Source organism: Inconstantimicrobium porci, from assembly GCF_009696465.1.
Taxonomy (GTDB): domain Bacteria; phylum Bacillota; class Clostridia; order Clostridiales; family Clostridiaceae; genus Inconstantimicrobium; species Inconstantimicrobium porci.
Genome location: NZ_VULX01000018.1, coordinates 36713 through 50301 on the forward strand (window position 1 = coordinate 36713; position 13589 = coordinate 50301).

Genomic DNA, 13589 nt, shown 5'->3' on the forward strand with positions numbered 1-13589 from the left:
GTGAATTATTACCAATACTATTCATAGAACCAAACACCGTCCTTACAAAAGAGTTTGTTTGTTATGATTAGTTTGTACAGGAAACGGTTTTTGGTTCGTTGTATTTTATGGTAATTTAATTACTTGTAAAGTGGTGTATTGAATATACTTTTTGCCCTTATAATAAAATGCATCCTTTGGACAATTACTCATACACCTCTGGCACATTAAGCACTTGCTTCATTATATTTCATAATTTCTTAAAAAATTTTTCTTTCGTGCAAAAATTAAAATAGCCTTAGTAAATCTATATTATTTACTAAGGCCAAAAAGTTAATTATTTTTTAGCCACATAATAGCTGAATATGTATGCATAGCTGCACCTGTGACTAATATATCTTCATTAAATACTACTTTTGGATTATGCATTGCTTCACCATATAAAGAATTTTCTTGCTTAGTACCAGCACCTAACATAAGATAGACACTTGGTACTTCATATGAATAAGAAGCAAAATCTTCTGAACCCATTCCGCCTCCTTCAAATAATACTACTGACTTTTCACCTAATAAGTCCTTTAAATAAGAGGTAATTTCCTTAGCTAAATCAGTATCATTAGTTAATGGTGGTACTGATGATAATTCTATTAGTTCAGCTTCTCCTCTAAACATCTTAGCAGTAGATACTACTATATCATTCATTCTCTTAAATATAAATTCTCCAGCTTCTTTATCTAAACTTCTAATAGTACCCTCCATTATAACTTCTTCTGGTATTATATTAGCTGCTTCTCCTCCAGAAAACTTACCTATTGTTACAACAGCAGGTTTAGTGGCTGATACTTCTCTAGTAGTTACTTCTTGTAAAGCTAGGTATATGTGTGCTGCTATATTTATTGGGTCCACTCCTAACTCAGGCATAGCTCCATGACATCCAGTTCCCTTTACAACTATTCTAAATCTGTTACATCCAGCTATACTTGTTCCTAAACCACATAATACAACGTTTGAAGGTGTTCCAGAATGAACATGCATTGCCATAGCTGCATCTACATCAGGATTTTTAAGCACTCCAGCTTTTAGCATATTTTTAGCACCTTTAAACCCTTCTTCATTTGGTTGAAATACTAGTTTTACTGTTCCCTTTATTTGATCTTGATTTTGCTTTAAAAGCTTAGCTGCTCCTAAAAGCATAGCTGTATGCATATCATGACCACATGCATGCATACAACCATTATTTGATTTAAAGTCACATTCAGTTGCTTCTTTCACTGGTAGTGCATCCATATCAGCTCTTAATAAAAATGTTTTTCCTGGCTCATTTCCTTCAATTGTTGCAACTATACCACTTTCACATATTTCCTTTGGATCATATCCAAATTCTTTTAACTTTTCTATTACATAAGATTTTGTTTTTGGTAATGCATCACCTACTTCTGGATTACTGTGAATAGTTCTTCTAAAATTTATTAAGTCTTCTTTTATTGATTTAGCTTGATTCATTATTTCATTCATAAAAAAACCTCACTTATATTTAAATTTTAATAAAGCATATAAGATAATATATACTATCTTATATACTTTCCCAAAAATTAATAAATAAATTCAACAAACTTTATTCAAGATTCTTCATTTATTTTTAATATTATACCAATTTTTCATATAAATCAACATACCTACTCTAGTATTTTTATTTGTATTTTCAACATTTTTTTAATTAATATTAAACATTGAATAGAGAATAATTTATTATTTATCAAGCACTCTATCTTTTTACAAGAGGAAATGCAATAACATCCCTTATTGATTCTGATTCTGTAAGGACGAAATTGCATTCTACCATTCTTTTACACAAACGTGTAAACCCTTTATTATCAAAACTTTATGTTATTAAAAATTGCAGTTTTTGAATACAATTTCCTATACAATAAAAAAACTTTCACCCCCAAGACTTATATAATCTTGAGGACGAAAGTAATATGTTCGTGGTACCACCTCAGTTTATGTATATATCACTATATACACCTCTTCAAGTACGTCAAAATTTGAGATACTCTATATCTATAACGGGATATCCCGTCACATCCTACTCCTGCAAGTAACAGGCTCAGTGTGCAGCTCCGAGTTCTTTTTCAATAAATATTCATTGCTTTATCTCACCATACAAAGCTCTCTTTAATATACTCTTTTTCTATATTAATTTTTAATGCGTCAAACATATCTACATATTTTGCTTTAGTATTTCTAACTATATCTATAGCAATATCTTTATTATATGAATGAGCTACATTATTTCTTGATACTAAAGCATCAAGCCAGACTTTATCATTATTGATTAATCCAACAGAATATGCCAGTTTAATAATACTTCTAGGAGAACCTGTTTCTGCCCCTGCAACTCCATCATATGCCAAAACTTCTTTCATTGCCTTCCATGACTGTTCAAAACATATGCTGTATAACGCTACTAAACCTGTTAATGTAACATTATCGTATGGCTCATTATATTTATATATATCTTTTAAATTGTCCAAAGAATTACAAAAGTTTTCAAATTTTTTCATATAGCACAACTCCATCTCTATTAATTGATTCCAGCAGTTCACTCTGAACAGCTCGTCCTAAATCAACAATATCATACATAAGCAGAGTGGTAGTTTCTTCATCCACTGCTAAAGTAAATTCAGGCACATCACCACCTATAACTGCTAAATCTATATCACTTCTTTTTTTATAATCTCCTCTAGCACGAGAGCCAAATAAAATCACTTTTTTTATGTTATATTTTAGTGCTAGTTCTTCGATCTGTGTTAAAACTACTTCACTTATCTCAGTCATTTTTGATAACTTCTTCTTATCCAAGACTATGCTTCCTCCTATCATAGAATACTCAATCTATAATATTAACTCTAATAATTATATCATAGCCATATATCGACTTCTATAAACATGCATTCTTTAATATATTTATATTTCATCTCCCCAGTCAGCTTTTCTAGCCTTCTTGTATAAATCCTTGTCTCTTTTAAAAACATCCATTTTTTCTATGCCGTCTCTGCTGCATACATCAAGAGTTATTCTTCCCTTGGCAGTGATTGGATGTCTTAATATTCTAAGGTCTGCTTTATTGTATTCTTCTTTTGAAAGTGCAAGATAAGCAAACTTTTCATCTTCATAAGGAACATCTGCATTTTTAAGCTGTCTGTGAAGTCTGCTTCTTGGTATTCTGCATGAGAAATGACACCAGTCATCCCCTTTAAGCGCGCATTTTTCTTCATGTGGACATGGAGCAACAACATGAGCACCTTTAGCTAAAAGATGTTCTCTTATTCTTTTTAAGTTGTTATAGCCAACAGGAGTTCCAGGCTCAACAAATAACGCTATCTTATCTGCAGCATTCCATATCTTTTCAGCAGCCTTGATTCTTTCTTCCTCGCTTAATTCATTAAGCACATAAGATACTGTCACAAGATCTGCTCTTTCAGTAATATCTCCTTTTATAAGGTCAAATTCTTTCCAAACTGCATTTTTTAAGACTTCTGAACCTTCGCTCATTATAGCTTTTCCAATGTTACGCATAGCACTTTCTCTTTCAAGACACGTTACACTTTCAAGGTCAATAAGAGTATCACAAGCCCATGTTGCAGCGCCAGTTCCAGCTCCAATATCAAGAAGCGAATTAATCTTGCAGCCTTCCACATTATCAAGAGTATAATTAAGCGCAGTAAAAACCGCACCATATGTAGCCGGCATTCTTACAACAGAATAAGCAGCAGCTTCATCATCCTCAGTTAAAAGACGCTTACCCTCTCCACTCTCATTTCTATATCTATTGCTGATATTTTCAGCATTCTTCATCAGGTCACCTTTTTTTAGACCATTAATCACATTTTCAACAGCTGTTTTTAATTCTATAGGTAATTCCATTAATTCTTCCTCACTCGTGTTAATTTATTAGTATATTTTCAAAAATCCTACTGCTATTGTATCAGAACTTGCGAAAAAAAACTAACAAATTCATTTTTAAATCTAACTTCTATTCTATCCAGCTGTTTATCTGCTTTACGTACCTCCACTTTGAGAACAGATAAAATACAGCCTGCAGTGCTATATAAATTGCTTCAATAAACATAAAATATTTCATATGCAGCATTCCCACTGCTTTTACTGCAAAGATAGCATGAAGTGTTGCAATGGCTACTGGCAGGAAGAACATGATAAAACTCTGAAAACTGATAGTCTTGTTAAGTTCCTGTTTAGTTACACCTATCTTCTTAAGTCCCATGAAATCATATTTATCCTTCTGGATTTCATTAAACATCTTAAAGTATAATATGCTGCCTGTTGCAATATTGTATTGTTTGAATAATGCACCTTTTTATTAGGATTTTTCTTGACGTCGCAGTTTTCAGCTTTAAGCAGATTAATTTTTTCCCTGTTTATAACTTCAAGCTTATTCCTGCTTAAGATTTCATCGATTTTTCCTTCAGCTATTACGTTGTGAGAATTAACTCCCTGCTCCATAACAGCTATATCATTGGGCTCGTTATTCCTTATTCCATCTAGTGTGACCTGCTGAAGAGAATATACGCTTGCAGCTGTTGCCAAAGTAACACCGCTTAAGATGGAGGTTATAAACATAACTTTTGCATTATACTTAAGCTTGTAGATAATCTGAGACAGTGTAATCATGTTTATACCTTTATAAAAGACATGTCTGCTGTTTTTAAGCTTATCAGTAAAATAGACACTAAACTGCGTAAATAACAATCTTGTACCAACTACCACTACGATAAAAATAGGAATCATCGTAAAAACAATGTACGCTTTTGACATAACTGCAGCTACATATGAACCTGCGATCAAAAGTATTGACAAAACTGCCTTAAACTTTGAAAACTTTGGATTCTTTTTAGGAACCCTTGAGCCTTTTAAAAGCTCTGCGATATTGCTGTTCTTAATTTTGAAACTCATCATTAAACTTATGATATTTAGCACTAGCAAAAAGCTGATTGTAGTTACAATAAGTGCTTTTGGTGAAATGACAAAGCTTACCTGTCCGCCTAAATCTATAATTGCTTCTACTGCCATGTAAAACAGTTTTGAAAAAAGCATGCCAAAGAAAAGACATGTGACAACTGAAGCTACAGATATTATCATGTTTTCTGTAATTACATATCTTCTTATCTGGCTCTTTGTAAGACCAAACATAGCTAAAAGTCCGAATTCCTTTTCCCTGCCTGCTATAGATGTATATTTCACAGCATTGATTACAAGCTGGCTTATAACAAAGTATATCCACTTTTTATCAGTCTGCACAAGAGTGCTCTCCCCTATAATTTCAGGAAAAATCCTCTTCCTTATTAATATCTTTTTGTTATCATTAATAACTTTTCTTAAAATGCTCATATGTCATAAATATCATGTAAAATACAACAGCAATTCCATAGACATAAATTATGTTTCCAGCTGGAATGGTCACTTTGCTGATCTTTATAGTAAGGCACATTACTATAAACGCAAGTGATATTCCTCCAAAATATATAATTGTATAAAACAGCCTGTGTTTTAAAAAATCTCTAAACTTCATTTTCTTCACTTCTCTTTACTTAGTCCAGTTATCAGTAAGGATATACACCTGCCCGCGTTTTGTTGTTATGGCATCATTGATATTTTTATCACTATACAGTACTAAATCACCTAATCGCACATAATCATTATCACCAGATGCAACTTTAGAGGATGTTCTCACAATTGCTGCTCCACTAACACTAACTCTTGAAACTTTAGCTCTATGCAGTAATTATCAGCTATGGGTTGTTGCAGAAAACGGTACTACTTTACAGGCTCCTTATCAGTTAGAGGAAGGTGCTGTACTAGATGCAGGCACTTATACACTACAGCTTCGTAAACTTGTAAATGGTGCATACACTGCAGTATTTGATATTCCTTGTAATTTTATAGGAGTTTTCTCAATGTTATTCAGTGTATCAGGATGTAATGGCGGCGGAAATACACCTGCATGCGCAGCAAATCCTATAGATAATGGAGATTTTGAGCTTCTGCCTCATGAGACTAACAACGTAGTTTCATTATGGGATGTAGCTCATAGTGGAACAGGTTATGCGAAAACAACTGCAAAAGCAGTATTAACTAACAATGATCCATTACGTGGTTTTACAAGGACTTACAATCCAATAAGTGGAGATTATTTTGCACTACTAAAGACTGGATCTTCAAAAGCTGCACCTACTTCTCTTTCTCAGACTTTTACTGCCTGCGCTGGAGATACTATTCAAGGTTCTGCCTTTTTCTTTACAGGAGAAACAGCTAGGATATGTGTAAATCATGATTCTGCTTCTGTTGACATTTACAACGAAAATGGCAATAGAGTAACAAACCTATTCAATGCTGCTGGAAATTATAATCAGCCTCAGTTTGGAACTACAGACTGGATGGACTGGTCTTACACTTTCACTAAAGATGGGACTTATAGGCTGGTAGGTCGTGTTACAAGCGCTGACAACAACTATGAGGATTCTTATTTTTGAGAATATACCATATGGCAAATACAACCTTACACTTTCTCTGCCATATGGTATGAAAGTTTCTGAGCAGCTTGTAAAATACTATTATGGCTCAAAAATAAATCCTAAAAATAATTCAGTTATAGTCGTTGTATCTGGCAAGGATATTATCGATACTTTTATCGGCCTATATTTTATATAATGCAGAACTCAGCTTTAAAAGTTTATTCTTAACAGGACTGTTAAACGGTTTATACAAGCCTATACTACAGTCCTTATTTAAGAATCCTTTCTACTACCTTCCCACATCTCTCTTGTAATAATGTAATCATAGGAATCAAATGTTGTATTAAGCGTTCTTGAAACATATTTATCATTACATTCAAACTTAAAACCGCACTTTTCTATCACGCGTTTTGAGCCTGTATTGTTTGTAAAGCAGCAGGCATAAACGTTATCCACTACGTTTCCTTTAAACAGGTACTCTAAAACTGCCTGTACAACTTCTGTCATAATGCCTTTTCCCCAGTAATCCTTATTAAGAACATAGCCAAGTTCCTTAGTGTCTGCTCTTCCTTCTTCAGAATCCTTATGTATTCCTATATGTCCAATAACCTTGTTATTTTCCTTATAGACAATCGCATACTGCTCTATTGATTTCATAAACATCTTAAGTATGCTTTTAGATTCAAATATGCTTTCATGATGCTTCCAGCCAGCCTTTTCCCCAACGCCTTCCTGACTGCAGTATTCATTGAGGTCTTTTATATCCTCTTCTTTAAATCTTCTTAGTATTACTCTTTCTGTTTCAATCATAGAAATGTCATCCCCCTGTTATGTATGTATTTAGTTATTGTATCACAGCGCCTCATAATTTACCATATTTATTTTATTATGGATTAATATGTATTTATCATTCTGTTAAAAATATATATGCACAAGTGTCATTTTTGTTCATTTGTCATTTAACAGCAATCTAAATTATAATATTATCAATATAAATTTTGTGTATAGGATAATATTTTTTATCAAAAGATCATATTTTAATAGAATATAACAAATAATGATATTGTTGCTTAATATAAATAATGTTAAAATAGGAAAACGAACTTATGGTAAATAAAAGTACATATACACACTGTACTTTTTTATATAAATCAAAAGATAAACTTACTAAAGAGGTATGTTATGGAATCAAAATCAAAAACCTTATTAATGGATACTATATATGATATTATCGGAAGTATATTTTTAGGCATGGGGATTTACTCATTTGCAAAAAATGCAAACTTTGCTCCAGGAGGACTTTCTGGTATAAGTTTAATACTAAATTACATATTTAATCTTCCTATAGGAACTCTTACTATGACACTAAATATACCACTGATAATTATTTCATGCAAAGTTCTCGGAAAAAATTTCCTACTTAAATCAATGAAAACAATATTTATTAATACTATTATTTTAGATTACATATTTCCACATCTTCCTATGTATAAAGGACTTCCAATTACAGCAAGTATATTTACTGGTATATTCACTGGCCTTGGATGTGCGCTTATATACATGCGTGGTTCATCAACTGGCGGAATTGACTTTATTGTTATGAGCATAAAGCAGAAAAAGCCACACTTAAGTGTCGGTCAGATTGTCCTTGTGATTAATACAGCTATAGTCTTAGTTGGTGGAGCTGTATATAAAAATGTGGATGCTATTTTATATGGTGTGGTTGCAAATATAATTACAACAATCGTTATGGATAAAGTTATGATTGGTGTAACTGATGGAAAGCTGCTGCTTATCATCATTGATAAACAATATGGCAAACCTCTAGCTAACGATATATTTGAACTTATTCACCGTGGTGCTACACTAATGGACGGAAAAGGAAGCTACAGTGGAACTTCTAAGGAAATTGTTCTTTGTGCATGTTCTAATGTACAGATTTCAGCAATTAAATCTATTGCTTATAAATATGATCCTAAAGCAATCGTCATGATTACAAATACAAATGAAGTAATTGGAGAAGGCTTTGTCCTTCCTGAAATGACAGCTCAATAATGTATGATTTATAATGTATAATTAAAGTAGCCATTCCACGAAGCTAAAGCTCGTGGAATGGCTTATTTTATAGGATGAAACTTTCCTAACGGACAGTTTCTAAGAATTAACAACCACAGTAAAAAAATTAATTATCCGCCATTAATGTATACGATTCAGAAACACTTGACTTTGTATTGCATACATACTATGATTATATTATTACAGCATTTTACAAAAGGAGGGCTATTCTTTATGTTATATAAAAGTACTAGGGGAAGTACTGAAGTTGTAAATTCAAACGAAGCAATACTGAAAGGTTTATGTGATGACGGCGGGCTTTTTGTTCCTGTGAAATTTCCAGAGGTACAGCTTCCTCTTTCAAAAATGATTAATTTTTCTTATAAAGAAACTGCATCTTATATATTTCAGATATTTTTTGATGAATTTTCAGTTGAAGAAATAAATAAAATAGTAGATGACAGCTATGATAATAAGTTTTCAGTTAATGATATGGTTAACTTAACAAAAGCTGATGATGCATTTTTCATTGAGTTATATCACGGTCCAACAAGTGCATTTAAAGACATGGCTTTATCAGCACTGCCTCATTTGATGACAGAAAGCGGCAAAAAGATTTCTCTTGATAAAGAACTCGTCATTTTAACAGCAACTTCTGGTGATACTGGAAAAGCAGCACTTGAAGGATTTTCAGATGTTGAAGGCACAAAAATAGTTGTCTTTTATCCTGAAAAAGGTGTATCCAATATGCAGAAACTTCAAATGACAACTCAAGAAGGCAAAAATGTTAAAGTATTTGGCATAAAAGGAAACTTTGACGATGCACAAAGAGCCGTCAAAACTATTTTTACAGACTCAGCATTAAGAAAAGAAATGAATGAAAAAGGCAGAATTTTTTCTTCTGCTAATTCTATAAATATAGGAAGGCTGATCCCACAGGTTGTGTATTACGTATACAGTTATCTGCAGCTTGTAAAAAAACATGAGATAAATTTAAACGATAAAATCAATATTGTTGTTCCATGTGGCAACTTTGGCAATATCCTAGCTTCTTATTACAGCATGAAACTGGGTATACCTGTAAACAAATTTATATGTGCATCAAACAAGAATAATGTACTTACTGACTTTTTTAAGACAGGCTTTTATGATGCCAAAAGAGAAATGTACACTACTGTTTCACCTTCAATGGACATCCTTGTTTCTTCTAATCTTGAACGATATATTTACGAAATCAGTGGTGAAAATGAAACTTTTGTTAAAGACTCCATGGACTCACTTCAGAAATACGGACACTTCGAAATAACAGATAAATTCAAAAAATCACTAGACAAATTTTATGCAGGCTTCTGCAGTGACTCAGATACCCTGAAAGCAATAAATGAAATGTATGAAAGTCACAATTACCTGATAGATACTCATACAGCTGTTGCTTACAAGGTTTATAAAGATTATGTAGCTGAGACTTCTGATAATACTAAAACACTCATTGCATCAACTGCAAGTCCATATAAGTTTTCTGAATCAGTACTCAAAGCGCTAAGCCTAAATGAAGAAGATCTTACTCCATTTGAAATGATGGACAAACTCTATAAAAATACTAATGTTAAAATACCAAAAAATCTTAGCAATCTAAAGAACAAAAAAGTAATCCATGATGAAGTCATTGACAAGTCTACTATAATTACAAATCTTAAGAAATATTTAGAGAGTGGTGAGCAGGATGATTAAGATAAAAGTACCTGCTACAAGTGCAAACCTAGGTCCTGGTTTCGACTGTCTTGGATTAGCTCTAAATTTATATAATACATTTTATGTTGATGAAATCGATCATGGATTAGTGATAGAAGGCTGCGATAAAGAATATGCTAATGAGAAAAACTTATTTTATGTAAGTTTTAAAACTGCTCTATCTGCCCTTCATCAAACTGTCAGCGGAGTAAAGATAATATTTGATTCAAATATTCCTCTAAAAGGAGGTCTTGGAAGCTCTGCAACATGTGTAATCGGCGGTGTACTTGCTGCCTTTGCCATTAGGCATATTAAAATAGACAATAATGACGTACTAAAGATTGCAAAAACTATCGAAACACATCCTGACAACATTGTGCCTGCTCTTCTTGGAAGCGTAACTGCTTCAGTCATCGAAAACGATGATATTTTTTATGAAAATTTCTCAGTTCCAGACATTTATGAATTCATTGCTCTCAGCCCTGATATGGAACTTTCAACTGAAATAGCACGTAGTGTGCTGCCAGAAGAAATAAGCTTAAGTGATGGCGTATTTAATACCAGCAGAGCTGTGCTTTTAGCACTTTCTTTGTCAAAAGGCAGCATTAATAATATTAAAATTGCATGCAAAGACAGATTCCATCAGAATTATCGTGGAAAACTTATTCCTGGTTTTTTTGATATTCTAGATTTTGCTGATAAAAATGGAGATATTGCTTCATTTTTAAGTGGTGCTGGTCCTACAATAATGATTTTAAATAAGAAAACTAATACAAGTCTTAAGGATAAACTGCAATGTTACTTAAATGACAGTAAAATGAAATGGAAAATAAGAACGCTTAATATTGATACTAAGGGTGCAACAATTACAGTAATTTAAAGGTGGGTTATTTATGGAAAAACTTAAAATAGCACTTCTAGGGCTTGGTAACGTAGGTTCTGGAGTATACAAAATTCTAACTACTAATAAAAAAATAATTGAGAAACGTAGCGGATATGAAATTGAAGTTGCAAAAATACTTGTACGTAATAAAAATAAAAAAAGAAATGTAGATGTGGATAGCAGTCTTATTACTACTAACTTTGAAGATATTCTTAATGATGATGAAATTTCCATTGTAGTTGAACTTATAGGTGGAGAAAATCCAGCAAAAGATTATATTCTTAAGTCACTTGAGAAGAAAAAGCATATCGTTACTGCCAATAAACTGCTTATGGCAAAATGCGGCACAGAAATCTTCAAGAAAGCACAGGAAATCGGCTGTGTTCATGTTTGCTATGAAGCATCAGTTGCAGGCGGTATTCCTATAATACAGGGAATTAATGAAGCACTTACAGGCAACAAAATTCAGCAGGTAATCGGAATTTTAAATGGTACTACTAATTACATCTTAAGTGAAATGGATACTAAAGGCATGTCCTTTGAAGCTGCTCTTAAGGATGCGAAAGCAAAAGGATACGCTGAAGCTGACCCTACTTCTGATATAGAAGGATTTGATGCTGTGTACAAGCTTGATATACTGACAGCTTTATGCTTTAACAAGAAAGTCGCTGACGATAAAATCTTCAGAGAAGGTATTACTAAGATATCAAAATGTGATATTGAACTTGCTAAAGAATTTGGCTATAAAATAAAGCTGCTTGCTATAGGAAAAATTAATGATGGCAAGCTTGAAATCAGTGTCCACCCTGCCATGATTCCAACAGACCACCCTCTAGCTAATGTTAATGGTTCTTACAACGCTATTATGATTAAAGGCGATGCAGTTGGTGATTTAATGTTCTACGGAAAAGGTGCTGGCGACCTTCCAACTGGTTCAGCTGTAGTTGGAGATATAATCTCAGTTGCTAAAAACTTAAACAATAAGCCAAACTGTCTTGACCTGTTTGATGAGAATGATGATGAAATTTTGAAAGATTTTGGTGATTCTGTTGCAGAATACTATCTAAGAATGAATGTACTTGATACTCCAGGTACTCTTGCTGAAATTACAAGTCTTTTTGCTCTTAATAAAATTTCTATTCTGTCTCTTATCCAGAGAGGCAATAGAACTGATGGTAAAACAGATATTATCTTTATGACTCATAAAACAAAGGAAAAATCAATAAGAAGCTTTGTTAAGGCTTTTGAAAATTTAACTGATAAATTCAAAGTGGAAAACATTATTAGAATTGAAAATCTTGACTAAATTCACTTCTTGTTAAATTGTTGATTATAACTTATAATTAAAGTTAATAATAAAAATAAGATATACTTTAATTATCTAAAGTATAAAATATTAAGTGGGGTGATTTTATGAATAATGAAATGACTTATGCTAAAAGTCAGGCAAGTTTTATTAGCAAAACTTTCTTATACATGGCATTAGGACTTTTCGTAACATTTGGGATTGGTTACTTCGTATCTAATAGCGATTTTGTTTTTGACATGATCTACAACAATCCAGCAATAATGGTTGTAGCTTGTGGAGTTGAATTAGTTCTTGTATGGATTTTAGGAAGAAATATAAATAAAATGTCTGTACAAACTGCTTTAACTATGTTTATTGTATATGCATTAGTTAATGGAATTACATTTGGTTCAATTTTCTTAGTTTATGACCTAACATCAGTAGTTACTGTATTCTTTGTATCAGCAGTAACATTTTTAGCTTGTGGATTTGTAGGCGTTACAATACAAAGAGATTTATCAACTTTTGCAAGATTCGCAATGATGGCTCTTATTGGCGTTATTGTAACTTCAATAGCAAACATGTTCTTAGGTCTTGAAGGACTTGAAATGCTTATAACATATGTTGGCTTGTTTATTTTCTGTGGACTTACAGCATATGATATGCAGACACTTAAGAGAATCCATTATGAAAGCTATTCTATGGACAGCCAGACTGTTGGTAAATACGCTGTAATCGCAGCTCTTAACTTATATCTAGATTTTATCAACATATTTATATATCTATTAAGACTTCTTGCAAGAAGAGACTAGTAAAAAAAAGCGGCTAATAAAGCCGTTTTTTTTAAATAAAATAAGTCACAATGTATTTCTATTCCTCATAATGGTACTATGTCAAGAAAAAGTACAAATTAAATTTGGATAAATAATTTTTGTGATTAACATGCATTTTTTATATTTTCTGAATAGTACCTATTTTCATATTCACTTGGAGATAAATATTCACAATGACTATGTATTCTTACTGTATTGTAAAATGTTTCGATATATTCAAAAACAAGTTTATATGCATGTTTATAATCTAAAATTTTATAACGATTTAACCACTCTCTTTTAATAAG

At 32.3% G+C, this 13589-nt stretch carries 17 protein-coding genes and 1 pseudogene; 7 read left to right on the top strand and 11 right to left on the bottom strand.

All coding sequences use genetic code 11. From position 1 onward, the window contains the following. Positions 1-105: 105 nt before the first annotated feature. From FYJ33_RS17010 to FYJ33_RS11320, 9 genes and pseudogenes are all read right to left on the bottom strand, one after another. Positions 106-219 (bottom strand): annotated as a pseudogene (locus FYJ33_RS17010) (4Fe-4S binding protein); the annotation flags it as partial. A gap of 93 nt (positions 220-312) precedes the next feature. Continuing rightward, complete coding sequence (locus FYJ33_RS11285; RefSeq protein ID WP_154531838.1) at positions 313-1494, bottom strand: M20 metallopeptidase family protein; 1182 nt, start codon at positions 1492-1494, stop codon at positions 313-315. 641 nt (positions 1495-2135) lie between these two features. Next, entirely contained in the window at positions 2136-2543 is a 408-nt protein-coding gene (locus tag FYJ33_RS11290; protein ID WP_456237450.1) for an HI0074 family nucleotidyltransferase substrate-binding subunit, read from the bottom strand. Then, positions 2530-2841, bottom strand: coding sequence for a nucleotidyltransferase family protein (locus FYJ33_RS11295; RefSeq protein WP_338157066.1), 312 nt, complete (start codon positions 2839-2841; stop codon positions 2530-2532). The genes FYJ33_RS11290 and FYJ33_RS11295 overlap by 14 nt, the downstream gene beginning before the upstream one ends. 105 nt (positions 2842-2946) lie before the next feature. After that, positions 2947-3906: a small ribosomal subunit Rsm22 family protein gene (locus FYJ33_RS11300; protein ID WP_154531840.1), complete on the bottom strand. Its 960-nt coding sequence runs from the start codon at positions 3904-3906 to the stop codon at positions 2947-2949. Between the two features lie 109 nt (positions 3907-4015). Further along, the gene (locus FYJ33_RS16425) at positions 4016-4300 is read right to left on the bottom strand and encodes a hypothetical protein (protein WP_154531841.1); all 285 of its coding nucleotides are present in this window, start codon (positions 4298-4300) and stop codon (positions 4016-4018) included. Beyond that, complete coding sequence (locus tag FYJ33_RS11310; RefSeq protein ID WP_328598690.1) at positions 4246-5298, bottom strand: FtsX-like permease family protein; 1053 nt, start codon at positions 5296-5298, stop codon at positions 4246-4248. The genes FYJ33_RS16425 and FYJ33_RS11310 overlap by 55 nt, the downstream gene beginning before the upstream one ends. Before the next feature lie 64 nt (positions 5299-5362). Next, positions 5363-5569, bottom strand: a complete 207-nt coding sequence (locus FYJ33_RS11315) for a hypothetical protein (RefSeq protein ID WP_154531843.1) — start codon at positions 5567-5569, stop codon at positions 5363-5365. 15 nt (positions 5570-5584) lie between these two features. After that, on the bottom strand, positions 5585-5731 hold the full coding sequence (locus FYJ33_RS11320) for a hypothetical protein (protein ID WP_154531844.1): 147 nt from the start codon (positions 5729-5731) through the stop codon (positions 5585-5587). Between the two features lie 223 nt (positions 5732-5954). Here FYJ33_RS11320 and FYJ33_RS11325 point away from each other — a divergent pair, with 223 nt between their 5' ends. Together FYJ33_RS11325 and FYJ33_RS11330 are read left to right on the top strand one after the other, a co-directional pair. Next, positions 5955-6530 (top strand): hypothetical protein, encoded by a 576-nt coding sequence (locus FYJ33_RS11325; protein WP_154531845.1) that lies wholly within the window; start codon positions 5955-5957, stop codon positions 6528-6530. Then, positions 6511-6708 carry a hypothetical protein gene (locus FYJ33_RS11330; protein WP_154531846.1) on the top strand — a complete coding sequence of 66 codons (198 nt, stop codon included), beginning with the start codon at positions 6511-6513 and terminating at the stop codon, positions 6706-6708. The genes FYJ33_RS11325 and FYJ33_RS11330 overlap by 20 nt, the downstream gene beginning before the upstream one ends. A gap of 77 nt (positions 6709-6785) precedes the next feature. Here FYJ33_RS11330 and FYJ33_RS11335 read toward each other — a convergent pair whose 3' ends face one another. Continuing rightward, a complete protein-coding gene (locus FYJ33_RS11335) occupies positions 6786-7322 on the bottom strand; it encodes a GNAT family N-acetyltransferase (RefSeq protein WP_154531847.1) in 537 nt (178 codons plus the stop codon). Positions 7323-7694: 372 nt separating this feature from the next. Between FYJ33_RS11335 and FYJ33_RS11340 the strand changes: the two genes are divergently transcribed. The 5 genes from FYJ33_RS11340 to FYJ33_RS11360 all read left to right on the top strand — a co-directional run bounded on the left by FYJ33_RS11340 (position 7695) and on the right by FYJ33_RS11360 (position 13281). Then, entirely contained in the window at positions 7695-8567 is an 873-nt protein-coding gene (locus tag FYJ33_RS11340; RefSeq protein WP_154531848.1) for a YitT family protein, read from the top strand. A 234-nt stretch (positions 8568-8801) separates the two neighbouring features. Further along, the gene (thrC, locus tag FYJ33_RS11345) at positions 8802-10298 is read left to right on the top strand and encodes a threonine synthase (RefSeq protein WP_154531849.1); all 1497 of its coding nucleotides are present in this window, start codon (positions 8802-8804) and stop codon (positions 10296-10298) included. After that, positions 10291-11178 (top strand): homoserine kinase, encoded by an 888-nt coding sequence (gene thrB / locus FYJ33_RS11350; protein WP_154531850.1) that lies wholly within the window; start codon positions 10291-10293, stop codon positions 11176-11178. Before thrC ends, thrB begins: the two co-directional genes overlap by 8 nt. Before the next feature lie 13 nt (positions 11179-11191). After that, complete coding sequence (locus tag FYJ33_RS11355) at positions 11192-12487, top strand: homoserine dehydrogenase (protein ID WP_154531851.1); 1296 nt, start codon at positions 11192-11194, stop codon at positions 12485-12487. 107 nt (positions 12488-12594) lie between these two features. Continuing rightward, a complete protein-coding gene (locus FYJ33_RS11360; RefSeq protein ID WP_154531852.1) occupies positions 12595-13281 on the top strand; it encodes a Bax inhibitor-1/YccA family protein in 687 nt (228 codons plus the stop codon). Positions 13282-13406: 125 nt separating this feature from the next. Here the strand turns inward: FYJ33_RS11360 and FYJ33_RS11365 are convergent. Then, a partial coding sequence (locus FYJ33_RS11365; protein ID WP_154531853.1) for an IS3 family transposase occupies positions 13407-13589 on the bottom strand: 183 nt, incomplete at its 5' end.

Excerpts from the sequence above, each read along its gene's own strand:
- FYJ33_RS11315 (WP_154531843.1), bottom strand. The coding sequence starts at position 5,569 with ATGAAGTTTAGAGATTTTTTAAAACACAGGCTGTTTTATACAATTATA.
- FYJ33_RS11360 (WP_154531852.1), top strand. The coding sequence starts at position 12,595 with ATGAATAATGAAATGACTTATGCTAAAAGTCAGGCAAGTTTTATTAGC.
- thrC (WP_154531849.1), top strand. The coding sequence starts at position 8,802 with ATGTTATATAAAAGTACTAGGGGAAGTACTGAAGTTGTAAATTCAAAC.
- thrB (WP_154531850.1), top strand. The coding sequence starts at position 10,291 with ATGATTAAGATAAAAGTACCTGCTACAAGTGCAAACCTAGGTCCTGGT.
- FYJ33_RS11335 (WP_154531847.1), bottom strand. The coding sequence starts at position 7,322 with ATGATTGAAACAGAAAGAGTAATACTAAGAAGATTTAAAGAAGAGGAT.
- FYJ33_RS11330 (WP_154531846.1), top strand. The coding sequence starts at position 6,511 with ATGAGGATTCTTATTTTTGAGAATATACCATATGGCAAATACAACCTT.
- FYJ33_RS11290 (WP_456237450.1), bottom strand. The coding sequence starts at position 2,543 with ATGAAAAAATTTGAAAACTTTTGTAATTCTTTGGACAATTTAAAAGAT.
- FYJ33_RS11325 (WP_154531845.1), top strand. The coding sequence starts at position 5,955 with ATGTTATTCAGTGTATCAGGATGTAATGGCGGCGGAAATACACCTGCA.
- FYJ33_RS16425 (WP_154531841.1), bottom strand. The coding sequence starts at position 4,300 with ATGTTTAATGAAATCCAGAAGGATAAATATGATTTCATGGGACTTAAG.
- FYJ33_RS11340 (WP_154531848.1), top strand. The coding sequence starts at position 7,695 with ATGGAATCAAAATCAAAAACCTTATTAATGGATACTATATATGATATT.
- FYJ33_RS11300 (WP_154531840.1), bottom strand. The coding sequence starts at position 3,906 with ATGGAATTACCTATAGAATTAAAAACAGCTGTTGAAAATGTGATTAAT.
- FYJ33_RS11355 (WP_154531851.1), top strand. The coding sequence starts at position 11,192 with ATGGAAAAACTTAAAATAGCACTTCTAGGGCTTGGTAACGTAGGTTCT.
- FYJ33_RS11285 (WP_154531838.1), bottom strand. The coding sequence starts at position 1,494 with ATGAATGAAATAATGAATCAAGCTAAATCAATAAAAGAAGACTTAATA.